Source organism: Pseudoalteromonas sp. BSi20652, from assembly GCF_000239855.1.
GTDB lineage: Bacteria > Pseudomonadota > Gammaproteobacteria > Enterobacterales > Alteromonadaceae > Pseudoalteromonas.
This window is the reverse complement of the sequence record NZ_BADT01000101.1, coordinates 1-23,446: the sequence shown is the minus strand read 5'-3', so window position 1 is coordinate 23,446 and position 23,446 is coordinate 1. Positions and strand designations below refer to the sequence as shown.

Here is a 23,446-nt window from a genome sequence, read left to right as displayed (position 1 = left end):
AAAAACAGGAGATCCAAACAACATGCAAAAATTTGCACCTTCTTTATTAGCAGTTGGCTTAGCTGCTGCACTTGTCGGTTGTCAAGAAAACGGCCCGCAAGACGATAAAATAACAATCAACAAAAATCCTTACCCAAGCACTTATCAGCCCGTTTCTACATCAAGCACACTTATTACAAATGCAACCGTACTTACTGGTACTGGTGAGCGTTTAGATGATGCTGATGTATTACTTGTTGACGGTAAAGTACAACAAGTAGGTAAAGACTTAACTGCTACTGCTGACATTACAATTGATGCACAAGGCAAATGGATTACACCAGGTATTATTGATGTGCATTCACATTTAGGTGCTTATCCAAGTCCGTCGGTTGAGTCGCATCAAGATGGTAACGAAATGACCAGCCCTAACACTGCAGAAGTGTGGGTTGAGCATTCTGTTTGGCCACAAGATCCTGGCTTTAATCGCGCACGTGAAGGCGGTATTACTTCCCTGCAAATTTTACCAGGCTCGGCTAATTTGTTTGGTGGACGCGGTGTTACGCTTAAAAACGTGCCTTCACATACTATGCAAGGTATGAAGTTTCCAGAGGCGCCATATGGTTTAAAAATGGCATGTGGTGAAAACCCTAAACGAGTTTATGGTCGTAAAGGAGTATTGCCTTCAACCCGGATGGGTAATATGGCTGGTTACCGTATGGCCTGGGCTGAAGCCGCTGAGTACAAACGTGCATGGGATAAGTACGATGCCGATTACGCGGCAGGTTTAAACCCAGAAGCACCAGTGCGTGATATTAAACACGATACACTACGCGGTGTACTTGAAGGTGAAGTACGTATTCATAATCATTGTTATAAAGCTGAAGAAATGGCAATGATGATTGACCTTTCAAAAGAATTTGGTTACCACGCGGGTACTTTTCATCACGGTGTAGAAGCATATAAAATTGCTGATTTACTTGCCCAAAACGGTTCGTGTGCTGCACTTTGGCCAGACTGGTGGGGCTTTAAAATGGAAGCCTACGACATGGTTCAAGAAAATGTGGCCATTGTTGATGCAGTTAAAAATTCGTGTGCAGTTGTTCACTCAGACTCAGATACCACTATTCAGCGCTTAAACCAAGAAGCCGCTAAAGTAATGTTCCGTGCTAACGAAAATGGTTTTGATATTTCTGAGCAACACGCTATTAAATGGATCACGTCTAACGCCGCTAAATCGTTAGGTATTGATGACAAAACAGGTTCACTAGAATCCGGTAAGCAGGGCGATGTTGTTATTTGGAATCAAAGCCCATTTAGTGTTTATGCTAAAGCTGAACAAGTGTTTGTTGATGGTGCAAAAGTTTACGATAGAAACGACAGCGCGTACCAAGCAACAAGTGATTTTATGTTAGGTCAACAATAAGGAGCACCCAGAATGAAAAATTTATCACGTTCGTTTTCGCTTTCTCTGGTTGCTGCAGGATTATTAGCATCTGGTGATGTAAGCGCACAATCGCTAGCAATTATTAATGCAACATTGCATACGTCTTCTGATCAAGGTGTATTAGAAGCGGCAAGCATTGTAATGACAGATGGTAAAATCACCGCGATTAACCCAACTGAAATTAAAGTAGATCAAATTATTGATGCAAAGGGGCAAATTGTAACCCCTGGCTTTATATCAAGTATTAATCAACTTGGTTTAGTTGAAGTAAGTGCAGTTGCAGGCTCTCGCGATGCAGGCGAAGAAAAAGCCGGTATTGATTTTGACGTAAGTCTTGCTTACAACGCACATTCAAGCTTAATCCCTTACGCTCGTAAAGGCGGTGTAACACGCGATGTAATTACCCCTCATGGCGGCGATAGCATTTTTGCAGGCCTTGCGAGTGTTGTTGATTTAAGTGGTAGTTTTGACAGCGACATGCAAAAACAAGCGGCTTTAATTGTTTACTTAGGTGAGCGCAGTAAAGGCTCTCGTGCTTTCACTTTGCAAACACTTATTAATAAGCTTGATGAGCACAAAACTAAAGCCGGTAAAAAGACGAAAAAAGACGATGACAAGCCAAGTACTGAAGATATAGTAATGGCAAAAGTACTCAGTGGTGAAATGCCATTAGTGGTTGGTGTATCGCGTGCGGCAGATATTATTGAGCTTATTAAAGTAAAAGAGCAATTTGGTATTAACTTAGTACTTAACGGTGCGCAAGATGCTGTTGTTGTAAAAGAACGCGTTGCTAAAGCAAATATCCCAGTGATTATTAGTGCAATGGATAGTCTGCCAGGAAGTTTTGATTCGCTTCATGCGAGTTTATATAATGCAGGTGTGCTAGAAAAAGCAGGCGTTAAAGTATTATTAACGGTAGGTGGCGATGCAAGCCACAATATTTATCAGCTGCGTTTTGATGCGGGTAATGCAGTATCGTACGGTATGAGCCAAGAAGGTGCGTTAAAAGCGGTTACATCAAACGTTGCCGATGTATTTGGTATTAATGCAGGTAGCCTTGAAGTTGGCAAAGCTGCTGATGTAGTAATGTGGAGTAATGACCCGTTTGAACTAAGCAGCCACGTGAACAAAATGTTTATAAATGGCGTTGAGGTTTCTACACAATCTCGTCAAGATAAACTGCGTGACCGCTATACGACTGACTCAAAAATGCCACGTGCATATACTAAGTAATCAGAGTTTAAATAACTTAAATAACTTAAATAGTTTTGGTTAATCAAAAAGGTCGCTATCTAATGATAACGACCTTTTTTATTGGCGTAAAAAAGCCGCTTACTTTTGCAAGTAAGCGGCTTTTAAATTTAAACCAATATTTATACTAATTTAGCAAGAATATCGTTAAATGTAGTGCTTGGACGCATCGCTTTAAAGGCTGCATCATCGTTAGGCTGAAAGTAACCGCCTAAATCAACTGCAGGGCCTTGCGCATCGTTAAGTTCACTTACAATTTGCTCTTTATTAGACTCAAGGTCGCTAGCAATTTGAGTAAACTGTGCTTTAAGTTCACTGTCATCATTTTGCTTAGCAAGTTCTTGTGCCCAGAATAAAGATAGGAAGAAATGAGAACCACGGTTATCAATTTCTTTCACTTTACGTGAAGGAGACTTGTTTTCTGCTAAGAAAGTACCAGTCGCTTTATCTAGTGTATCAGCAAGTACTTGTGCCTTGTTGTTGCCCGTAGTTACGCTTAGGTGCTCAAGCGATGCAGCAAGTGCTAAAAATTCACCTAAAGAATCCCAACGTAAGTGGTTTTCTTTTTCGAATTGTTGAACATGCTTAGGTGCAGAGCCACCCGCGCCAGTTTCAAATAATCCACCACCGTTCATAAGTGGAACAATTGAAAGCATTTTAGCACTCGTACCGAGCTCTAAAATTGGGAATAAATCTGTAAGGTAATCACGTAATACGTTACCTGTTACAGAAATAGTGTCTTTACCTTCTTTAATACGCGCTAATGAGAACAATGTTGCTTCAAGCGGTGCTAAAATTTGAATATCTAGGCCAGCTGTATCGTGATCTGGTAGGTATTTATTTACTTTTTTGATTAGCTCTGCATCATGTGCACGGTTTTCGTCTAACCAAAAAATAGCTGGAACGCCTGTTGCGCGTGCACGATTTACTGCAAGCTTAACCCAATCTTGGATTGGTGCATCTTTAACCTGACACATGCGCCAAATATCGCCTTGCTCAACACTGTGCTCAAGTAATGTATTACCATTTGCATCAACAACACGGATAGAACCGTCAGCTTTAGCTTCAAACGTTTTATCGTGTGAACCGTATTCTTCAGCTTTTTGAGCCATAAGGCCAACGTTAGGAACGCTACCCATAGTTGTTGGATCAAACGCGCCATTTACTTTACAAAAATCAATAGTTGCTTGGTAAATACCTGAGTAACAACGATCTGGAATTACAAAGCTAGTGTCTTGTAATTTACCATCGTTATTCCACATTTGACCGCTTGAACGGATTGCAGCAGGCATAGAAGCATCGATGATCACGTCACTTGGTACGTGTAGGTTTGTAATACCTTTATCAGAGTCAACCATTGCAATAGCAGGGCGGCTCGCGTAAACAGCTTGAATGTCTGCTTCAACTTCTTTGCGCTTAGCATCGTCTAATGTTTGAATTTTAGAATATACATCGCCTAAACCATTATTTACATCAACACCTAGCTCTTCAAAAAGCTCACCGTGTTTAGCAAATACATCTTTGTAGAATACTTTTACAGCGTGACCAAAGATAATTGGATCAGATACTTTCATCATTGTCGCTTTCATGTGAAGCGAGAATAAAACACCTTTTTCTTTAGCAGCATCAATTTCTGCAGCTAAGAAAGCTTGAAGCTTAGAAGCGCTGATGCGTGATGCATCAATAACTTCGCCAGCTAAAAGAGGCGTACTTTGTTTAAGTACAGAAACGTCGCCGTTAGTTGCAACATGTTCAATACGTACATCAGTGGCTGTATCAACAGTTACAGATTGTTCTGAACCAAAGAAGTCGCCTTCGCTCATACTTGCAACATAAGACTCTGAATCTTTGCTCCACGCACCCATTGAATGCGGGTTGTTACGTGCATATTCTTTTACAGAACCTGGAGCGCGACGATCAGAGTTACCTTCACGTAGTACGGGGTTTACTGCACTGCCTTTAATTTTGTCGTAAGCAGCTTGAATTGCTTTTTCTTCATCATTTTTAGGTTCAACAGGGTATTCTGGAAGAGCGTAACCTTTTGCTTGAAGCTCTTTAATTACAGCGCGAAGCTGTGGTACAGATGCACTGATGTTTGGTAATTTGATGATGTTCGCTTCTGGTGTTTTAGCAAGCTCACCAAGTTCAGCAAGTGCATCACCAATGCGTTGTTCTTGTGTTAAATAATCAGGGAAGCTAGCAATTACACGACCTGCTAATGAGATATCGCGAGTTTCAACTTCAACACCGGCCGCATTTGTATATGCTTGGATGATCGGTAGCAACGAGTAAGTTGCTAGTGCCGGCGCTTCGTCCGTTTTTGTATAGATAATTTTTGATGTCATCATCATTCCTAGATAGTCGACCGATAAGGTCTTATTCAACAATGCAAAGAAAATCATTACTTATGAGTACATATTATTTAACGCGTTAATGAACACGTACGCTCGTAATGAATAGTTTGTTAGGTGTTGGTACTCAGCGTTGCTCTTTTATAAAAGCAGAATAATCACACCTGACGAACTGGAATCGTATTTATAGCTAAAAAATTAGCAAAAATAAATCAACCTTTAGCCTAGTACATATAAAAGAGGCGAAAAGTTAGATTAGTTGCTGCGTTAACACGCAATTTTTAGCACTAAGAGTGTAACAAGCTTAAATAAAAAGGGCTAGAGTTTGAGCATGCCCAATAAGCAGTTAAACAATCAACTCTTAGAACATTGGGGTATATAAAATAAATTCAAGGAAAAGGGTTGAATTTGAACAAAAAGAGGCAATAAATAAGGGAAGAAGAAATAAGTTAGTATGCTTAATGAATTAAGCGAGGATCTTAAAAGGTCACTCGCTTTAGTCGAACAAAACAATGTTTACTCAATAATGTCACCATCTAGGGCAATATTTTTAGCGTGTAGACCTTTAGGTCCTTGTTCTAATTCAAATGTTACATCTTGACCAGCTTTAAGCGTTTTATAACCGTCCATTACAATTGTTGAGTAATGAGCGAAAATATCATTCTCGCAGCCGTCTTCCACGATGAAACCAAAACCTTTGGCGTTGTTGAACCATTTAACTTTACCACAAGCCATACTTCTACATCCTTCAATAAGTTGACTAATTTAGTTATTCTAAACCGTATAATTTGCTAGACTGACTAAGGTTTAATCAATCTACTTTTGACTGTAGTTTATTTAGCCAATCAGTCAAGTGTTTTGAGTTATTTTTTTAACATTTTATTTATTTTTTATTCAAGTTTGCTTGAGTTACAAAGACAAGACTATATTTATTATGAGTGGTATGAAAGATTCAGGTGTTATCGACACAGTTCGCGACAGTGAAAAGCAAAAGCTACAGCCGCCGCGAAAATATAAAGTTGTTTTAAATAACGACGACTACACGCCGATGGACTTTGTAATAGAAGTTTTAACGACGTTTTTTAATATGGACAGCGATAGAGCAACCGACGTGATGCTTCAGGTTCATGAAAAAGGTAAGGGTATATGCGGTATTTATAGCGCCGATGTAGCCCACACCAAAGCTGAACAAGTTAACCGCTATGCGCGCGATAACGAGCATCCACTGCTTTGTAGTTGTGAGCAGGAATAAATACCAATTTTATTAAAAAATGACCATTTTAGCGGATTAAATTACTTATTAACTTCGTTAAAAATTATTCATATAGAACAACTATATTTGTAATTTTTGCCTTGTTACTAAGTTATTTCCTCATCGCTATAATAGGCCACTAATTTAATGCAATTGGTATAAATACCAATTAGGGTGATCAGACATCCGATTGTTGTGGTATAAATTATTATCTCAGTAAGGGGTTGCCAATGTTAAATAAAGACTTAGAACTCACGTTAAATGCCGCGTTTCGTGAAGCGCGTAATCGCCGTCATGAGTTTATGACCGTAGAGCACCTTTTACTTGCGCTATTAGATAATCCTTCTGCGGGAGAGGCCCTAAATGCGTGTGGTGTTAATATTTCTGGTTTAAAAACCGAATTATTAGAATTTATTGACGAAACAACACCCGTCATTCCAGATTTAGAAGAAGAGCGTGAAACTCAGCCAACACTTGGCTTTCAACGTGTATTACAACGCGCGGTGTTTCATGTGCAATCGTCAGGTAAAAATGAAGTCACTGGCGTGAATGTGTTAGTTGCTATTTTTTCTGAGCAAGAAAGCCAAGCTGTATATTTACTTAAAAAGCACGATGTATCTCGTTTAGACATCGTTAACTTTATTTCGCATGGTATTTCTAAAGCAGATGATGAATTAGGCAACGATAGCGACGATATTCATGATGAAGTGCAAGAAGTTCAAAATGAAGAAGCAAGCAAGCTAGATAGCTTTACAACTAACTTAAACGTTCAAGCTCGTGAAGGTAACATTGACCCACTGATCGGACGCGACAGCGAAGTAGAGCGCACGGTACAAGTATTGTGTCGTCGTAAAAAGAATAACCCATTACTTGTTGGTGAAGCGGGCGTTGGTAAAACAGCAATTGCTGAAGGCTTAGCGTATCGCATTGTTAATAAGCAAGTACCAGAAGTAATTTCAGACGCTGTTGTGTACTCGCTAGATATGGGTGCATTGCTTGCGGGTACTAAATACCGTGGCGACTTTGAAAAGCGCTTTAAAAGCTTATTAAAAGAGTTACAAGCCGAGCCAGGCTCTATTTTATTCATTGATGAAATACATACCATAATCGGTGCCGGTGCGGCGTCTGGTGGTGTTATGGACGCATCAAACTTGCTTAAACCACTCCTTTCAAGTGGTAAACTACGTTGTATGGGTTCAACAACTTACAATGAGTATAAAAATATTTTTGAGAAAGATCGTGCATTAGTACGTCGCTTTCAAAAAATTGATGTACTTGAGCCAAGCGTTGCAGACACCACTAAAATATTAAACGGCTTAAAAGAGCGTTACGAAGAGCACCATGGTATTCGTTACACTCAAAAAGCATTAAAAGCAGCTGCAGAACTAAGTGCTAAATACATTAATGAACGTCACTTGCCTGATAAAGCCATTGATGTAATTGACGAAGCTGGTGCAAGTCAGCGCCTGCAACCTAGCTCTAAACGTAAAAAAACGATTGGCGTGGCAGATATAGAACTAATTATATCTAAAATGGCACGTATCCCGGCGCAAAGTGTGTCGTCAACAGATAAAGAAACGCTTAAAAACTTAGACCGTAACCTTAAAATGCTCGTGTTTGGGCAAGATCAATCTATTGACGCGCTTACATCAGCTATTCGTTTATCTCGCTCTGGTTTATCGAGCGAAGAAAAACCAGTAGGTTCGTTCTTGTTTGCAGGGCCTACCGGTGTGGGTAAAACAGAAGTAACTAAACAGCTTGCTAAATGTATGGGTGTTGAGTTTATTCGTTTTGATATGTCGGAATATGTAGAACGCCATGCAATTAGTCGACTAATTGGTGCTCCACCAGGATATGTTGGTTTTGAGCAAGGTGGTTTATTAACAGAAGCAGTTATTAAAAACCCACATGCGGTTGTACTTCTAGATGAGATTGAAAAAGCGCATCCAGATATTTACAACATTTTGCTACAGGTTATGGATCACGGTACGTTAACCGATAATAACGGTCGTAAAGCTGATTTTAGAAATGTAGTCGTTGTAATGACTACCAATGCGGGCGTTCAAGAAACTACGCGTAAGTCGATTGGTTTTACAGAGCAAGATCATACGCACGATGCAATGGGGGCAATTAATAAAGTGTTTTCACCAGAATTTAGAAACCGTTTAGATAACATCATTTGGTTTAATCACCTTGAACGTGAAGTTATTTTACTGGTGGTTGATAAATTTATTGTGGAACTGCAAGCGCAGCTTGATAAAAAATCAGTTAACCTTGAGCTTACGTCTAAAGCACGTGAGTGGTTGGCAGATAAAGGCTACGATAAAGCAATGGGTGCACGTCCAATGGCACGTGTTATTCAAGAAGAGCTTAAAAAGCAATTAGCTAACGAAATACTGTTTGGTGAACTTGTTGATGGCGGTACGGTTAAAGTATCGGTTAAAGACAAGAAGATTCGCTTTGATTACGAGAGTAATTTAACACCAGCGTAAAACGTTAATTAAATAATTTAGTTAAATAAAATGGCCCGCTACATAATAGCGGGCCATTTTTTTGCCCTTTTTATAGGCAACAAAAAACCCAGTAAAAACTGGGCTTTTTGTTTATTAAATGTAATTGCTAGTCAATGTCTATCAATTACATTTAATAAACGCTTAAAGCTAGTAAAACACTAGCCAAAAACTAAATCTCGTTTACGCACTTACTTAGCGAGCACGGAATACGATACGACCCTTTGATAAATCGTAAGGAGTCATTTCTACCGTTACTTTATCGCCGGTTAAAATACGGATATAGTTTTTGCGCATTTTGCCTGAAATATGAGCCACAACTACGTGACCATTTTCTAGCTCAACTCGGAACATTGTATTTGGTAAAGTATCAAGGACAGTCCCTTGCATTTCGATTACGTCTTCTTTCGCCATGTTTAGCGTAACACCTCTTTAATAGTTAAACGCTGCAGATTTTGCCCAAAATACACCAATAAGTAAAGGAGCAGGGGCTATATTTGCAAATTAAATAGCCACCCACTCATCATTGAGCTGTTTTTGAGCTGGTAAAAACTGAGTTTTGTACTTCATTTTGTCACATTCATCAATTTGATAGCCTAAGTACACGTATTGCTTATTTTGCTCTTTTGCAAACTTTAGCTGCTCTAATATCATCACAGAGCCTAAACTATAGTGTTCAAAGTCGGGGTCAAAAAAGGTATAGATTGCAGAAATAGCGCTATTCATACAATCAGTTACGGCAACTGCGACTAAAGTATCTTGGTGCCACAGTTCAATAAATGTGATCTTGAGCCAACTGCAAAGCAAAAAACTTTGAAACTGTTCTTTTTCAGGAGGATACATACTTCCATCCTGATGGCGCATTGTTATGTATTTGCTATATAGCGGATAGTACTCAGGTCGCTCTTGTGTCGAATATTTTACTTCAAACTGTGTTTTTGCTTTGTTTAGTTTACGTTTTTGCGATTTTGAGGGCATAAAGTCTTGTGCTAATACACGCACAGAAGTACATGCGCTGCATATTGGGCAGTGCGGACGGTATATTTGGTTACCACTGCGACGAAACCCCAAGCCTAATAATGACTCAAATTTGTCGGTGCTGTAGCAACTAGGATCAAGAATAACTAAAAGTTGCTCTTGTCTGTTGGGTAAATAACTACAGTCAAACTCTTGGGTTAAACCAACACGTGCAGGAAGTTGCTCATTCATAGATTGCGTCAAGTTCTTGTGGCTCCCACATAATAGGGTTAACAGTATAGTTATGCGCAGCTTTTAGTTTAGTCAAAAATGTGGAACGAGGGATTACTTTTGCGCCTAAAGTCATTAAATAAGGGTTTTCTAACTGGCAATCAATAAAATGTGCGTTATGTCGTTTAAGCCAATTTACCAGTGCCCACATAGCAAGCTTAGAGCAATTGGTTTGATGATGAAACATCGACTCGCCACAAAATACACCATTTTGCATAATGCCGTATAAGCCACCTGCAAGCTCTCCGTTACTCCACACTTCTAAGCTATGGGCAATGCCAGCATTGTGTGCATTAACGTAAGCGTTGAGCATGTCAGAGGTGATCCAAGTGCCATCGGTATCAAGGCGTTGATCGCGACAGGCTTCTATTACCTCCTCAAAGGCATTATTAATGGTTACTTTTACAGGGTGCTTTTTTAAATGTTTACGCAGGCTCTTACTTATATGAAAATCATCCAGTTCAAAAATCCCGCGTTCGCTTGGCGACCACCACATAATAGGCTCATCTTCACTAAACCAAGGGAATACTCCGCTTTTGTAGGCATTACTTAGGCGAGGTAAACTCAAATCTCCGCCAATTGCTAACAAGCCATCAGGGGATTCCAATGCGTATTCCGGATTGGGGAATGCTATATCGGTTTCGCTTAATTGGTATAGCTGATTTCTCATACAGTACTTATTTTATAATTGATCGTAAAAGTGTAACTATATTTAAGACATAAAAAAAGGGCTGAATAATCAGCCCTATAATAATTTATTTAATTGCTTAAAGATTATCTAAGAAACGCTCTGCATCAAGGGCAGCCATACAGCCTGTACCCGCAGATGTGATTGCTTGACGGTAAATGTGGTCAGACACATCACCTGCAGCAAAAACGCCTTCTACGCTTGTTTGAGTTGCGTTACCGTGAAGGCCAGACTCTACAACTAAGTAGCCATCTTTCATTTCTAGTTGACCAACAAACATATCAGTATTTGGCTTATGACCAATAGCAATAAATACGCCGGCTAAATCTAGCTCTTCAGTTGCATCAGAGTGTGCATCTTTAATACGAACGCCGGTTACGCCCATTTGGTCGCCTAATACTTCGTCAAGCGTGCGGTTGTAATGCATTACAACGTTACCGTTTGCTGCTTTTTCAGCAAGGCGGTCAGCAAGTATTTTTTCACTGCGGAAACTATCACGACGATGAATAACATGTACTTCGTCAGCAATGTTAGATAAGTAAAGCGCTTCTTCAACCGCTGTATTACCACCGCCCACAACCGCTACTTTTTGACCTTTATAGAAAAAGCCGTCGCACGTAGCACATGCCGAAACACCACGGCCTTGGAAATTAGTTTCAGACTCTAGGCCTAAGTATTTAGCAGACGCACCTGTTGCAATGATTAATGCATCACATGTGTAAGTACCTTGGTCGCCAGTGAGTGTGAAAGGGCGCTTAGACACATCTACTTTATTGATGTGATCGAATATGATTTCAGTTTCAAAGCGCTCAGCGTGCTCTTTCATGCGATCCATTAACGCAGGACCTGTTAAACCGTGTGCATCACCCGGCCAGTTTTCAACTTCAGTCGTGGTTGTTAATTGGCCACCTTGTTGAATGCCTGTAATTAAAACAGGGTTTAAATTTGCACGTGCTGCATATACTGCTGCAGTATAACCAGCTGGGCCAGAGCCTAAAATTAGTAGCTTACAATGTTTTGCTTCAGTCATTATTTTTTCCTAAACGTTTAATACGATCTTTAATGCGCTCGATTCTAAGAAAAACAAGGCAGATGTAAACAAAATCCGCGATTATTTTTTTCTCAAATCGAAAAGCTGTGCAGTATTGTGTACTAGAGCTCTGTGCTTTTACAGTTAATATGTCAAAGTAGCTCAAAAAACAGACTAACAGGCAATAAAACAGCGTTAATTCATGACCCCCTTGATTTTTTTTGTTATGTTTTACCTAATTTTATTTGTCACTGATAGATTATGTGACCTAAGCGAATAGGCAACTATGTTATTTTGGCAGGAAAAACCCGCATTCGGGTTGACTTCAAAAGACGTTAACGTCTTAACCAATGCGCAAGATTACCGAACGCAATTGCTACGTTTGATAGCTAACGCAAAAAAACGAATTTATATTACTGCGTTGTATTTGCAAGATGACGAAGCAGGTCGCGAAATTTTAGAAGCGCTGCATCGTGTGTCATTGGCAAACCCCGCACTTGATGTAAAAGTGCTGGTGGATTTTCATCGTGCGCAACGTGGATTAATTGGTGCAGAGAAATCTGATGGTAACGCAAGTTTATACTGTGATGATTTAGAAAAATTTAAATCAAACGTACACGTTTATGGCGTACCTGTAAAAGCTAAAGAATTATTTGGCGTATTGCATTTAAAAGGTTTTGTAATTGACGACACCTTGCTTTATAGCGGCGCAAGCTTAAACAACGTTTACTTGCAGCATAATGAGCGCTACAGACTCGATCGCTACTTTTTAATAACGCAGAGCAAACTGTGTGACTCAGTGGTTGATTTTATTGAGACAAAGCTACTCTCATCAGTGGCAGTGCCACGTATAGACACACGACCGCTTAAGCGTTTGCACGACTTTAAGCTTGATCAAAAGCAATTAATGCGTGATTTAAAAGTCGCGAGTTACAATGCAGCAGAGCAGCTAAATACCCAAGCATTAGGTATTCGTTTGTTTTTAGGACTTGGGCGTCGTAATAACGAACTGAACAGATTAATAAAAGCGTTATTTGATACAACAGAGCAAGAGCTTGTGTTGTATACGCCATACTTTAATTTTCCGGCACCGCTTATGCGATCATTGCGCCGATTATTAAAGCAAGGTAAGCAAGTGACTATTGTTGTAGGAGATAAAACAGCAAATGACTTTTATTTACCGCCAAGCGAACCGTTTAGTAAAATAGGGGCATTACCTTATTTATACGAAACTATTTTGCATAAGTTTGTAAAAACGCAAAAGCGCCATATCGATAACGGTAATTTAAATGTGTATTTGTGGAAAGATGGAAGTAACTCGTTTCATTTGAAAGGTATTTGTTCAGATAGAACAAAACATTTATTGAGCGGACATAACTTAAATCCGCGAGCATGGGGTCTTGATATCGAAAACGGTATTTTAATAGAAGATCCAGAGCAAACAATAATGGATGATATTGATAACGAGAGACAGGAAATTTTACAACACTGCCGACGTTTAACAGGCCCAGATGATTTAGAAACAATGGATGATTACCCGCAGCCAGTAAAAAAACTACTAGGCCAAGCTAAGCGCGTAAAAGTAGATTTTATAATTAAGCGTTTCATATAAATTTATTTTAAATCAGACACAAAAAAGCAGCTAATTAGCTGCTTTTTTATGGGTTGTAGTTAGGTAGCTGTATTACTTAATACCAACCTAACTACAAAACACTAAATTATGCGTTTTCTAAAGCTGTGCGTGGGTCAACATATTCCATGTTGAACGCTTGTGCTACTTCTTTGTAAGTTACTTGGCCTTTAATTACGTTTAAGCCTTTTAAGAAGTGAGCGTCATCTAGTAGCGCCTTTTTATAACCTTTGTTTGCAAGGTTAATGATGAAAGGCAATGTTGCATTGTTAAGTGCAAACGTAGATGTGCGTGGAACAGCACCTGGCATGTTAGCAACACAGTAGTGAACAACTTCATCAACGATGAAAGTAGGATCAGCATGCGTCGTTGCTTTAGAAGTAGCAATACAGCCACCTTGGTCGATTGCAACGTCAACAATTGCAGAACCCGGTTTCATTGCTTTAATATGCTCAGCAGTTACTAGTTTAGGTGCAGCTGCACCAGGGATCAGTACACCACCGATTACTAAATCAGCTTCTAGTACGTGTTTTTCTAGTGCATCAGCAGTTGAGTAAATAGCTTTAACTTTATTACCAAATTGCGCGTCTAGTGCACGTAATACGTCGATGTTACGATCAAGAACTACAACTTCAGCACCAAGGCCAACAGCCATTTGCGCTGCGCTACGACCAACCATGCCGCCGCCAATGATAACAACTTTAGCCGCTTCAACGCCTGGTACGCCACCTAGTAGCATGCCACGACCATGGTTAGATTTTTCTAGCGCTTGTGCACCAGCTTGAATAGACATACGACCAGCAACTTCGCTCATAGGCGCAAGAAGCGGTAAACCACCACGTGCATCAGTTACAGTTTCGTATGCAATACAAATAGCTTTGCTTTTTACAAGGTCTTCAGTTTGTGGAAGATCAGGTGCAAGGTGTAAGTAAGTGAAAAGAATTTGGTCTTCACGTAACATTGCACGCTCAACAGCTTGTGGTTCTTTTACTTTTACAATCATGTCTGCTTTAGCGAAAACGTCAGTAGCAGTTGCTAAAATTTCAGCACCTGCTAGCGTGTAATCTTCGTTAGTAAAACCAATACCCATGCCTGCATCAGTTTCTACAATCACTTGGTGACCGTGGTTTACTAATTCACGAACACTCGCAGGAACCATACCTACACGGTATTCATGGTTTTTAATTTCTTTAGGTACACCAATAATCATAACATTTGCCTTATTAAGGATGAATTAACATTTTTCACTATTATATTCATCATCGGCCCGTGTGTCTCACCTTTTTTTAAGTCAAATCTAGTGTTATTATCTAAATAATAAAAATAAACAGCATAAAAAACTAGTTGGTATTATGCATCAGTTATTAGATAGGATTGACCGTAAAATTTTAATGGAATTACAACACGATGGACGCTTGTCGAACGTTGAACTGGCCAGACGAGTTGGCCTAAGCGCCACGCCCTGCTTGGAGCGAGTAAAAAAGCTAGAACGAGAAGGCTACATACTCGGTTATAAAGCAGTGGTTGATCCCGCTAAGTTAGGGCAAGGCTTATCGGTGTATGTAGAAGTAACAATTACTAAAACATCTCCCGACGTGTTTGATGAGTTTAGTGCTGCGGTTAAAAAGCACGAAGAAATTATAGAATGTCATTTAGTGTCGGGTAATTTTGATTTTTTACTTAAAACGCGCGTAAATGATATGTCAGAATACCGTGGCGTATTAGGCGACATACTATTGAAACTGCCAAACGTAAGTGAAAGCCGAACTTATGTAGTAATGGAAGAAGTAAAAGGTGAAGAAGGCGTAATTATTCGCCCTTATATTACTTAAGGTTATTTAAATTAGCTGCGTCATTTGCTTACATAAGCTCAAATTATAAAAACGTGTTCATAATCAGGCCATCAAGGTTAAGATAAAGTGCAACAAATTGCATTTCCTGCTAAGGTATTTCACTGCTAAGTAAGTGTGAATAAAAATAGAATAATAAAGAGGAATAGGGAACTATGCGCCTAAACGGTGTGCAAAGACTATTAGAAACAGGGCTGATTATCAGCACCTTTACGGCAATATTTATTTTATGTGCCTTAATCAGCTTTGATCCAGCAGATGCTGCATGGTCGCAAACTAGTTTTAGCGAAGTAAGCAACATCACAGGAGCAGCCGGTGCATGGATAGCCGACATTTTATTACTCACCTTTGGTTGGTTGGCTTACTTAGTGCCCGCGGCCATTCAGCTATTTGGCTACTTGTTATTTAAACAACCTCACCGCATTTTACAGCTTGATTACACGACTTTAGCGCTGCGTGTTATTGGTTTTGCCTTGTTTATTACCTCAGCTACCGCTATTAGTAGCATTAATTTTGACGATATTTATAACTTTTCCTCGGGTGGGGTAGTGGGGGATGTTATTGCATCGGCCATGATGCCTGCGTTTAACTTTACCGGTACATCTATATTATTACTGTGTTTCTTTTTTGCAGGGCTTACCTTATTAACGGGTGTATCGTGGGTTGATTTTGTAGATTACCTTGGCGATTTAATGGTTAGGTTTTATCGCTTTATTGTATCGTACACAAAAGGCTGGATGCACCGAGAACACGCTGCAGGCAAAGCAAATAATCACGATGAAGTAGACGCCCATTTTGAAGACGATATAAAAGAGCAAATAGAGCTGCCTACATCAGCTGAAAAAGCAGATAAACAAAAAGCAATAGATAAGCCTCAAACACCGTTTAATGAACCACAAATTAGTGATGATTTTATGCCGTTTGACGAGCTTGACGACATACTCGATCAAGAAATTGGCTTTAGCGCCATAGACGACGAACCAATGGACACGGCCGCTGCATTAAACGCGCTTGACCAAAGCCCAGTTGTAGAGCCAGAAAAACCAGTTACAACAGTGGTATCGCCAGCAAGACCAATGCCTAAATCAAAAGCGCAATATCAACCACCGCCAACGGCTAAAGAGAAGTTTGAGCAATTATTAACGCAAGAACCACCACCGGGGCCATTACCGTCGCTTGATTTACTCGACAGACCGGACAAAGCTAAAAACCCAATTTCGCAAGAAGAGCTCGATACAGTATCGCGCCTAGTAGAGACAAAACTACTCGACTTTAACGTACAAGCTAAAGTTGTAGCGGTATACCCAGGCCCTGTTGTTACACGCTTTGAGCTAGATTTAGCGCCAGGTATTAAAGTGTCAAAAATTACAGGTTTAGCAAAAGATTTAGCCCGTTCGCTTTCGGCAATTAGTGTGCGTGTTGTAGAAGTTATACCGGGTAAAACATATGTTGGTATTGAGCTTCCTAATAAACACCGCGAAATAGTACGTTTGTCAGAAGTAATAAACGCGCCTAAATTTGAGCAAAATCCATCGCCACTTACCATGGTGCTAGGTAAAGATATTGCCGGTCAGCCTGTATGTGCTGATTTAGGTAAAATGCCACATTTATTGGTTGCGGGTACTACTGGTTCAGGTAAATCAGTGGGCGTTAATGTCATGATAGTAAGCTTATTGTACAAATCGGGTCCTGACGATGTACGTATGATTATGATTGACCCTAAAATGCTTGAGCTTTCAGTATACGAAGGCATTCCGCATTTATTGTGTGAAGTAGTCACCGACATGAAAGAAGCTGCTAATGCACTGCGTTGGTGTGTGGGCGAAATGGAACGTCGTTATAAATTAATGTCAGCATTAGGTGTACGTAACCTAAAAGGTTACAACCAAAAAGTGCTTGAAGCCAAAGAAGCGGGTTACCCGATTTTTGACCCGTTATTTAAAGATACCGATGGCATGAAAGAAGGCCCCGACGAGCTAGGTAAATTACCCAGTATTGTTGTAGTAATAGACGAATTTGCCGACATGATGATGATTGTTGGTAAAAAAGTAGAAGAACTTATTGCACGTATTGCCCAAAAAGCACGTGCGGCAGGCATTCACTTAGTGCTTGCTACGCAGCGCCCATCGGTTGATGTAATTACAGGTTTAATTAAAGCAAATATACCAACGCGTATGGCGTTTCAGGTATCAAGTAAAATAGACTCGCGTACCATACTTGACCAGCAAGGCGCAGAAAACTTACTGGGTATGGGCGATATGCTTTATTTACCGCCAGGCACTAGCGTACCAGAGCGTGTGCATGGCGCGTTTGTAGACGACCATGAAGTACACGCCGTAGTAAACGATTGGAAAGCACGTGCTAAGCCAAATTACGTTGATGAAATACTCAATGGTGATGCCAGTGAAGATATTTTATTGCCAGGTGAAGCAAGCGAAAATGCAGACGAAGAGAACGATCCGTTATACGACGAAGCCGTGTCGTTTGTAATTGAAACCGGCAAGGTATCGGTATCGTCAGTGCAACGTAAACTGCGTGTTGGCTATAACCGCGCAGCACGTTTAGTAGAACAAATGGAAACATCGGGTATCGTGAGTTCACCAGGTCATAACGGCGCTCGCGATGTATTAGTACCTAATGGAGCAAATTAATGAAAAAATTTAACGCCTTATTATTAGTGTTAGGCAGCGTACTTGCCGCACCAAGCTTTGCTGACGACAGCCAAGCATTACAAGACAGACTTGCTACTTTAAAAAGCTTCAAAGCGCAGTTTGCACAAAAAGTAACAGACAAAGAAGGCCAAGCTGTTATGCAAGGCGAGGGCACAATAGCGCTTCAACAGCCTATGATGATTCGCTGGCAGCAAACAAACCCAGACGATACGTTATTTGTATCAAACGGCGATAAAACCTATTACTTCGACAGCTTTGCTGAGCAAGTAACAATTATGAAAACCAGCAGCCTAATCGACTCAACACCATTTGTGCTACTGACATCAAAAGACCCAGCACAATGGGAAAAATACAGCGTACTTGCAACAAGTACAGGCTTTAGTGTAACGCCAAATAAAGGCGTAGAAAGCCAAGTAGAACAACTTGATATAGCGTTTTCAGGTGCGGGTAACGAGCAAGGCCTTGCTAAACTAGTCGTTACCGACAACTCAGGGCAGCTATCGTCATTTACGTTTAACAATGCCCAAGTTAATACGCCGCTTGATAAAAGCACTTTTGAATTTACACCTCCTGAAGGTGTTGAAATAGACGATCAGAGTAACGGTGAGTAATTTAGGTTTTAATTTTGGGCCTGATGTAAGGCCACTTGCCGCGCGTATGCGCCCTACAACGCTTGATGAGTATATTGGTCAGCAACACTTATTAAGTGCTGAAAAACCACTGCATCAAGCCATTGTTGCAGGGCGATGCCATAGTTTAATTTTATGGGGCCCGCCCGGTGTGGGTAAAACAACGCTTGCGCAAATAATTGCCAACCATGCTGATGCCTCACTTATTCAAATGTCAGCGGTAACCGCAGGCGTAAAAGATATACGCGACAGCGTAACGCAAGCGCGGGATAACCTAGAAAGCCGTGGCCAACGCACCCTTATGTTTGTTGACGAGGTTCACCGCTTTAATAAATCCCAACAAGATGCCTTTTTACCGCACATAGAAGACGGCACCTTTATATTTGTAGGTGCAACCACCGAAAACCCATCGTTTGCCCTTAATAACGCTATATTGTCGCGTGCACGCGTGTATGTTTTAAAATCGCTTGCCGATGCCGACTTATACACCGTAATAGAACGTGCACTTAAACAAGACGAGCAGCTAAGCCAAAAACACATCACTATTGCCGACAACGCTAAAAAGGCACTATGCCAAGCAAGTGGCGGCGATGCGCGTAAAGTACTTAATTTACTTGAACAAGCGGTTGATTTAACAACCGAGCAAAACGGTCAATACAACGTAGACGAGCACGTACTTAGCCAAGTTTTACCTACTCATTTAGCTAAATACGATAAAGGCGGCGATGAGTTTTACGATTTAATATCAGCCTTTCATAAATCAGTACGTGGTAGCTCTCCCGATGGTGCGCTGTATTGGTATTGCCGAATTTTAGCCGGTGGTGGCGACCCTTTGTATGTAGCACGGCGTTTACTTGCCATTGCAACAGAAGACATAGGTAACGCCGATCCGCGTGCGATGGAAGTGGCCTTAAATGCGTGGGATATATTTCAGCGAGTAGGCCCTGGCGAAGGCGAGCGTGCAATTGCACAAGCCACATTGTATTTAGCCAGTGCACCCAAAAGTAATGCAGTCTATATGGCGTTTAATCAAGCCAAGCAGGACGCTCAAAACGAGCCAAGTTACCCCGTGCCAGAGCATTTACGTAATGCCCCAACTAACTTAATGAAAGACTTAGGTTACGGCGCCGAGTATCGCTATGCGCATAACGAAGAAGGCGCATTTGCCGCAGGTGAAAAATATTTACCACCAGAAATGGACGGCAAAGAATATTATTTACCGAGCGATCGCGGACTTGAGCAAAAAATTAAACAAAAACTCGATTACCTAAAAGAGCGCGATGCGCAAAGCCCACTTAAACGATACGAAAATGATTAAACTTTATATGATGGTCGCCCTTGGCGGAGCCTCAGGTGCATGTTTACGGTTTTTTATTAGCGAAAGCATGCTAAAACTCCTCGGTAGGGGATTCCCTTTTGGCACGTTGACGGTTAATATTCTGGGTTCATTGTTAATGGGCATTTTGTACGGTTTGATAGATAAAGAAATTATCACCGCAAGCCCCGCCAAAACTCTTATCGGTATTGGCTTTTTAGGTGCATTAACCACCTTTTCAACATTCTCAATGGACTCGTTGTTGTTATTACAACAAGGTCACTTTATTAAAATGGCCCTCAATATCATCCTAAACGTGATGGTGTGTATTTTTATGGCTTGGCTGGGCCTTCAGCTAGTAATGCAAAAAGGTTAAAAAACTAACATGTTAGATTCTAAATTTTTACGTCAAGACATCGAACAAACTGCAGCACGTTTAGCGGCGCGCGGTTACGAACTCGATGTAGCGACGGTAACGGCACTTGAAGAAAAACGCAAAACATTACAAGTAAAAACGCAAGAACTTCAAAGTCAACGTAATGCAAGCGCAAAAGCAATTGGTCAAGCCAAAGCAAAAGGCGAAGACGCACAGCCACTACTTGATGCAGTAGCTAACTTAGGTAGTGAGCTAGACGCCGCTAAAACTGAGCAAGACGAAGTACTAGCCGCAATTAACGACATTGCGTTAGCAATTCCAAACTTGCCAGACGAGTCAGTACCTGCCGGTAAAGACGAAGACGACAACGTTGAAATTTTAACGTGGGGCACACCTAAAAAATTCGATTTTGAAGTTAAAGACCACGTAGATGTAGGCCAAGACCTAAACGGCTTAGACTTTGAAATGGGCGTTAAAATTAGTGGCGCACGCTTTACTGTAATGCGCGGCCAAGTAGCGCGTATGCACCGTGCACTAACGCAATTTATGCTAGATACACACGCTGATAAAAACGGCTATACAGAAATGTATGTACCGTACTTAGTAAATAGCGCAAGCCTTTACGGCACGAGCCAACTACCTAAATTTGCGGGCGATTTGTTCCACACATTAGGCCTTGTAAATGACGACGGCGAACAACAAGCCGGCTTTAGCTTAATTCCTACAGCAGAAGTACCGCTTACAAATAGCGCCCGCGACGAAATTTACGACGAAAGCGCTTTACCAATTCGCTTAGTTGCTCACACTCCGTGTTTTAGAAGTGAAGCAGGCAGCTATGGTCGCGATACACGTGGCTTAATTCGTCAGCACCAGTTTGATAAAGTTGAACTTGTACAACTTGTAAAACCAGAGGACTCAATGGCTACGCTTGAAGAGTTAACAGGTCACGCAGAGCAAATACTACAAGCGCTTGAGCTTCCGTATCGTAAAGTAATTTTATGTATGGGCGACATGGGCTTTGGTTCAGCTAAAACATACGATTTAGAAGTATGGTTACCTGCACAAGACACATACCGTGAAATTTCATCATGTTCAAACATGGCTGATTTTCAGGCACGTAGAATGCAAGCACGTTTTCGTCGTGAAGGTGTTAAAAAGCCAGAGTTACTACATACATTAAACGGTTCAGGCTTAGCCGTTGGCCGTACACTAGTAGCCATCCTAGAAAACTACCAACAAGCCGATGGCACAGTAGTAGTGCCAGAAGTATTACGCCCATACATGGGTGGACTTGAAGTAATTGGTAAACAATAAAAATCAAGTTTAAGTTAAGCAGGCTTTAAGCTTGTAAATCTTAATTCGAAAGCCGCTGTTTGTAATGAACAGCGGCTTTTTTGTTTTAGGTTAAAGGTAAAAGCTTAGAGAAAAATTTAAGTTATCTTATTAATAATATCGCTTATACCTATTTTTATAGCTCACTACTTTTTTGTCCGATATTACTGATCTCTACCATTTTGGGGCATTTCTACATCAAAGAAACTTAAATATCGGCTAACTAGTTGTTTACAAGTGCTTATTAGCTGGTTAAATTAGATGCTTCGTAATATTTGGACATTTGTCGGTTTATAAAGCGACAAACGTCGGATACAAAGTTGTTAGCTATTTAATTAATCTCACATGGAAGTATCATGATTAAAGTATTATTACTCTCAATTTCTTTGTTTTCATTTGCTTCATTAGCGGAAAAAAAAGTTCTAATAGAAAATGTCACTATCGTTTCATCTCATTTGCAAGCTCCAAAAATTCAGATGAATGTATTAATAAGTGATGGACGAATTACCGAAATAACTAGCAAAAAGATTACATCCTACGATCTTATAATAAATGGTTTAGGTAAATTTTTAACGCCAGGTCTTATGGATAGCCATGCACACGTATCGTCAATCCCAGGTATGGGGTTTGGTGTTGAGCCAGTGGCGATTAAAAATCCGAAACTCGCACAAGCTTATTTTGAACAACAACCAAGAAGCTTTTTATTTCATGGGGTAACTCAAATACTTGATCCGAATCCGGGAGTGAGTTTCAATAATTTTACTTCGGCGCCTCATCATCCTGATTATTTTCGTTGTGAAGTATTAACATCAAAAAACACCTTTCCATATGTAGAGAAAACAGACGACCTATCAAGATCAATGTTTACTTATTTAATTGATGAAAGTGCAGAAGCAACCGCAGAAAATTCAGTAGAAAGGTTAATTGGAAAAATTGCCCATTCAGGTGCTTCGTGTATAAAGCTTTATTTTGAAGACGGTTATGGTAATGCTAACCAATGGGCAACACTTTCAACTAACACACTAAAACGAATTAAATTATCTGCTGAAAAGTCTAATTTGCTTATAGTCGCTCATGCTAATGCCTTAGATATGCAACAATTAGCACTTGCCGCAGGTGTTGATGTTATCGCTCATGGTATGTGGAATTGGGGGCAATATAATCGCGAACAAAATATACCTAAAGAAATATCTAACAGTCTGGATAAAATGATTAATGACAGAGTAGGTTATATGCCAACACAAAGAGTGATTGCTGGCTTAGGTGAAGTAATGATCCCTACTATTGTTAATTCTCCTGAATTTTCATCCATTACACCTAAGTCACTTATTGATTGGTATAAAACCACTGAAGCGCAATGGTTCAAAGAAGAGCTTCGAATTGGTTTTGATGGAATGCCTGATCAATCAATCTCAGATGCATTTTTATATGGGCGAATAGGAAAAGGTAATAAAGTCATTCAATATCTAAGAAGTTCTAACCATCCTATTTTATTGGCTTCGGACTTCCCTGGAAGCCCTAGTTTTGCCAATCAACCTGGACTTACAACCTACCAAGAAATGAAAGCTATGGTTACCGCAGGGCTATCGCTGGAAGAAGTACTGGCGGCGGCAACCATTAATAATGCTAAACAATTCAGAATTGATAATGATTACGGTACAGTAGAAGTTGGCAAAATTGCTAACCTTCTGCTACTTAAAACTAATCCTTTAGACTCTATAGAATCGTGGAACAGTATAGAAACGATTATCCTGCATGGAGACCCCATAGCTAGAGAAAGTTTGGTGGTCAATAAATAGCTAACAAGCTGTTAAAAAAGGACAAAATACAGTTGGTTTTTGCTCCTTCGTCGCTAATTTTAACCAACTATTTTTTGCCTGTTAACA

19 protein-coding genes are annotated in these 23,446 nt (G+C 40.3%); 12 read left to right on the top strand and 7 right to left on the bottom strand.

Going from position 1 to position 23,446, the window contains the following annotated elements; translation table 11 throughout:
- The first annotated feature begins 22 nt into the window (after positions 1-22).
- The gene (locus tag P20652_RS09530) at positions 23-1,405 is read left to right on the top strand and encodes an amidohydrolase (RefSeq protein ID WP_008168661.1); all 1,383 of its coding nucleotides are present in this window, start codon (positions 23-25) and stop codon (positions 1,403-1,405) included.
- Between the two features lie 12 nt (positions 1,406-1,417).
- Positions 1,418-2,659, top strand: a complete 1,242-nt coding sequence (locus P20652_RS09535; protein ID WP_008168659.1) for an amidohydrolase family protein — start codon at positions 1,418-1,420, stop codon at positions 2,657-2,659.
- Positions 2,660-2,799: 140 nt separating this feature from the next.
- Here P20652_RS09535 and P20652_RS09540 read toward each other — a convergent pair whose 3' ends face one another.
- Both P20652_RS09540 and cspD read right to left on the bottom strand, forming a co-directional pair.
- Positions 2,800-5,022, bottom strand: coding sequence for an NADP-dependent isocitrate dehydrogenase (locus tag P20652_RS09540; RefSeq protein ID WP_008168656.1), 2,223 nt, complete (start codon positions 5,020-5,022; stop codon positions 2,800-2,802).
- Between the two features lie 522 nt (positions 5,023-5,544).
- Complete coding sequence (cspD, locus tag P20652_RS09545) at positions 5,545-5,763, bottom strand: cold shock domain-containing protein CspD (RefSeq protein ID WP_008168654.1); 219 nt, start codon at positions 5,761-5,763, stop codon at positions 5,545-5,547.
- A 208-nt stretch (positions 5,764-5,971) separates the two neighbouring features.
- Here cspD and clpS point away from each other — a divergent pair, with 208 nt between their 5' ends.
- Positions 5,972-6,280: an ATP-dependent Clp protease adapter ClpS gene (gene clpS, locus P20652_RS09550; RefSeq protein ID WP_008168652.1), complete on the top strand. Its 309-nt coding sequence runs from the start codon at positions 5,972-5,974 to the stop codon at positions 6,278-6,280.
- A gap of 230 nt (positions 6,281-6,510) precedes the next feature.
- Positions 6,511-8,772, top strand: a complete 2,262-nt coding sequence (gene clpA, locus P20652_RS09555; protein WP_008168650.1) for an ATP-dependent Clp protease ATP-binding subunit ClpA — start codon at positions 6,511-6,513, stop codon at positions 8,770-8,772.
- 213 nt (positions 8,773-8,985) lie between these two features.
- Here the strand turns inward: clpA and infA are convergent, their stop codons facing one another.
- The 4 genes from infA to trxB form a co-directional block, all read right to left on the bottom strand.
- Positions 8,986-9,204 carry a translation initiation factor IF-1 gene (gene infA, locus P20652_RS09560; RefSeq protein ID WP_002962494.1) on the bottom strand — a complete coding sequence of 73 codons (219 nt, stop codon included), beginning with the start codon at positions 9,202-9,204 and terminating at the stop codon, positions 8,986-8,988.
- A 90-nt stretch (positions 9,205-9,294) separates the two neighbouring features.
- Positions 9,295-9,999 (bottom strand): arginyltransferase, encoded by a 705-nt coding sequence (locus P20652_RS09565; RefSeq protein WP_033017451.1) that lies wholly within the window; start codon positions 9,997-9,999, stop codon positions 9,295-9,297.
- Positions 9,992-10,708, bottom strand: a complete 717-nt coding sequence (gene aat / locus P20652_RS09570) for a leucyl/phenylalanyl-tRNA--protein transferase (RefSeq protein ID WP_008168645.1) — start codon at positions 10,706-10,708, stop codon at positions 9,992-9,994. Before aat ends, P20652_RS09565 begins: the two co-directional genes overlap by 8 nt.
- Positions 10,709-10,805: 97 nt before the next feature.
- On the bottom strand, positions 10,806-11,756 hold the full coding sequence (trxB, locus tag P20652_RS09575) for a thioredoxin-disulfide reductase (protein WP_008168643.1): 951 nt from the start codon (positions 11,754-11,756) through the stop codon (positions 10,806-10,808).
- Positions 11,757-12,042: 286 nt separating this feature from the next.
- Here trxB and pssA point away from each other — a divergent pair, with 286 nt between their 5' ends.
- Positions 12,043-13,368, top strand: a complete 1,326-nt coding sequence (pssA, locus tag P20652_RS09580; RefSeq protein WP_008168641.1) for a CDP-diacylglycerol--serine O-phosphatidyltransferase — start codon at positions 12,043-12,045, stop codon at positions 13,366-13,368.
- 106 nt (positions 13,369-13,474) lie between these two features.
- Here the strand turns inward: pssA and ald are convergent, their stop codons facing one another.
- Positions 13,475-14,596 carry an alanine dehydrogenase gene (gene ald, locus P20652_RS09585; protein WP_008168639.1) on the bottom strand — a complete coding sequence of 374 codons (1,122 nt, stop codon included), beginning with the start codon at positions 14,594-14,596 and terminating at the stop codon, positions 13,475-13,477.
- 142 nt (positions 14,597-14,738) lie between these two features.
- Here ald and lrp point away from each other — a divergent pair, with 142 nt between their 5' ends.
- The 7 genes from lrp (at position 14,739) to P20652_RS09615 (ending at position 23,359) form a co-directional block, all read left to right on the top strand.
- Positions 14,739-15,218, top strand: a complete 480-nt coding sequence (lrp, locus tag P20652_RS09590) for a leucine-responsive transcriptional regulator Lrp (protein ID WP_007582985.1) — start codon at positions 14,739-14,741, stop codon at positions 15,216-15,218.
- 173 nt (positions 15,219-15,391) lie between these two features.
- Positions 15,392-17,887: a DNA translocase FtsK gene (locus P20652_RS09595; protein ID WP_008168638.1), complete on the top strand. Its 2,496-nt coding sequence runs from the start codon at positions 15,392-15,394 to the stop codon at positions 17,885-17,887.
- Entirely contained in the window at positions 17,887-18,519 is a 633-nt protein-coding gene (gene lolA / locus P20652_RS09600; protein ID WP_008168636.1) for an outer membrane lipoprotein chaperone LolA, read from the top strand. The genes P20652_RS09595 and lolA overlap by 1 nt, the downstream gene beginning before the upstream one ends.
- The gene (locus tag P20652_RS09605; RefSeq protein WP_008168634.1) at positions 18,512-19,855 is read left to right on the top strand and encodes a replication-associated recombination protein A; all 1,344 of its coding nucleotides are present in this window, start codon (positions 18,512-18,514) and stop codon (positions 19,853-19,855) included. Before lolA ends, P20652_RS09605 begins: the two co-directional genes overlap by 8 nt.
- Positions 19,848-20,228 carry a fluoride efflux transporter CrcB gene (gene crcB / locus P20652_RS18050; protein ID WP_033017449.1) on the top strand — a complete coding sequence of 127 codons (381 nt, stop codon included), beginning with the start codon at positions 19,848-19,850 and terminating at the stop codon, positions 20,226-20,228. The genes P20652_RS09605 and crcB overlap by 8 nt, the downstream gene beginning before the upstream one ends.
- A 9-nt stretch (positions 20,229-20,237) precedes the next feature.
- Positions 20,238-21,542, top strand: coding sequence for a serine--tRNA ligase (serS, locus tag P20652_RS09610; protein WP_008168632.1), 1,305 nt, complete (start codon positions 20,238-20,240; stop codon positions 21,540-21,542).
- 374 nt (positions 21,543-21,916) lie between these two features.
- Positions 21,917-23,359, top strand: a complete 1,443-nt coding sequence (locus P20652_RS09615; RefSeq protein WP_033017447.1) for an amidohydrolase family protein — start codon at positions 21,917-21,919, stop codon at positions 23,357-23,359.
- The last annotated feature ends 87 nt before the right edge of the window (positions 23,360-23,446 follow it).

What these genes read in the sequence shown, in the direction of transcription:
- P20652_RS09565 (WP_033017451.1), bottom strand. Translation starts at nt 9,999, where the DNA reads ATGAATGAGCAACTTCCTGCACGTGTTGGTTTAACCCAAGAGTTTGAC.
- clpA (WP_008168650.1), top strand. Translation starts at nt 6,511, where the DNA reads ATGTTAAATAAAGACTTAGAACTCACGTTAAATGCCGCGTTTCGTGAA.
- trxB (WP_008168643.1), bottom strand. Translation starts at nt 11,756, where the DNA reads ATGACTGAAGCAAAACATTGTAAGCTACTAATTTTAGGCTCTGGCCCA.
- serS (WP_008168632.1), top strand. Translation starts at nt 20,238, where the DNA reads ATGTTAGATTCTAAATTTTTACGTCAAGACATCGAACAAACTGCAGCA.
- ald (WP_008168639.1), bottom strand. Translation starts at nt 14,596, where the DNA reads ATGATTATTGGTGTACCTAAAGAAATTAAAAACCATGAATACCGTGTA.
- infA (WP_002962494.1), bottom strand. Translation starts at nt 9,204, where the DNA reads ATGGCGAAAGAAGACGTAATCGAAATGCAAGGGACTGTCCTTGATACT.
- crcB (WP_033017449.1), top strand. Translation starts at nt 19,848, where the DNA reads ATGATTAAACTTTATATGATGGTCGCCCTTGGCGGAGCCTCAGGTGCA.
- clpS (WP_008168652.1), top strand. Translation starts at nt 5,972, where the DNA reads ATGAAAGATTCAGGTGTTATCGACACAGTTCGCGACAGTGAAAAGCAA.
- P20652_RS09530 (WP_008168661.1), top strand. Translation starts at nt 23, where the DNA reads ATGCAAAAATTTGCACCTTCTTTATTAGCAGTTGGCTTAGCTGCTGCA.
- P20652_RS09535 (WP_008168659.1), top strand. Translation starts at nt 1,418, where the DNA reads ATGAAAAATTTATCACGTTCGTTTTCGCTTTCTCTGGTTGCTGCAGGA.
- P20652_RS09540 (WP_008168656.1), bottom strand. Translation starts at nt 5,022, where the DNA reads ATGACATCAAAAATTATCTATACAAAAACGGACGAAGCGCCGGCACTA.
- lrp (WP_007582985.1), top strand. Translation starts at nt 14,739, where the DNA reads ATGCATCAGTTATTAGATAGGATTGACCGTAAAATTTTAATGGAATTA.
- cspD (WP_008168654.1), bottom strand. Translation starts at nt 5,763, where the DNA reads ATGGCTTGTGGTAAAGTTAAATGGTTCAACAACGCCAAAGGTTTTGGT.
- aat (WP_008168645.1), bottom strand. Translation starts at nt 10,708, where the DNA reads ATGAGAAATCAGCTATACCAATTAAGCGAAACCGATATAGCATTCCCC.
- lolA (WP_008168636.1), top strand. Translation starts at nt 17,887, where the DNA reads ATGAAAAAATTTAACGCCTTATTATTAGTGTTAGGCAGCGTACTTGCC.
- pssA (WP_008168641.1), top strand. Translation starts at nt 12,043, where the DNA reads ATGTTATTTTGGCAGGAAAAACCCGCATTCGGGTTGACTTCAAAAGAC.
- P20652_RS09615 (WP_033017447.1), top strand. Translation starts at nt 21,917, where the DNA reads ATGATTAAAGTATTATTACTCTCAATTTCTTTGTTTTCATTTGCTTCA.
- P20652_RS09595 (WP_008168638.1), top strand. Translation starts at nt 15,392, where the DNA reads ATGCGCCTAAACGGTGTGCAAAGACTATTAGAAACAGGGCTGATTATC.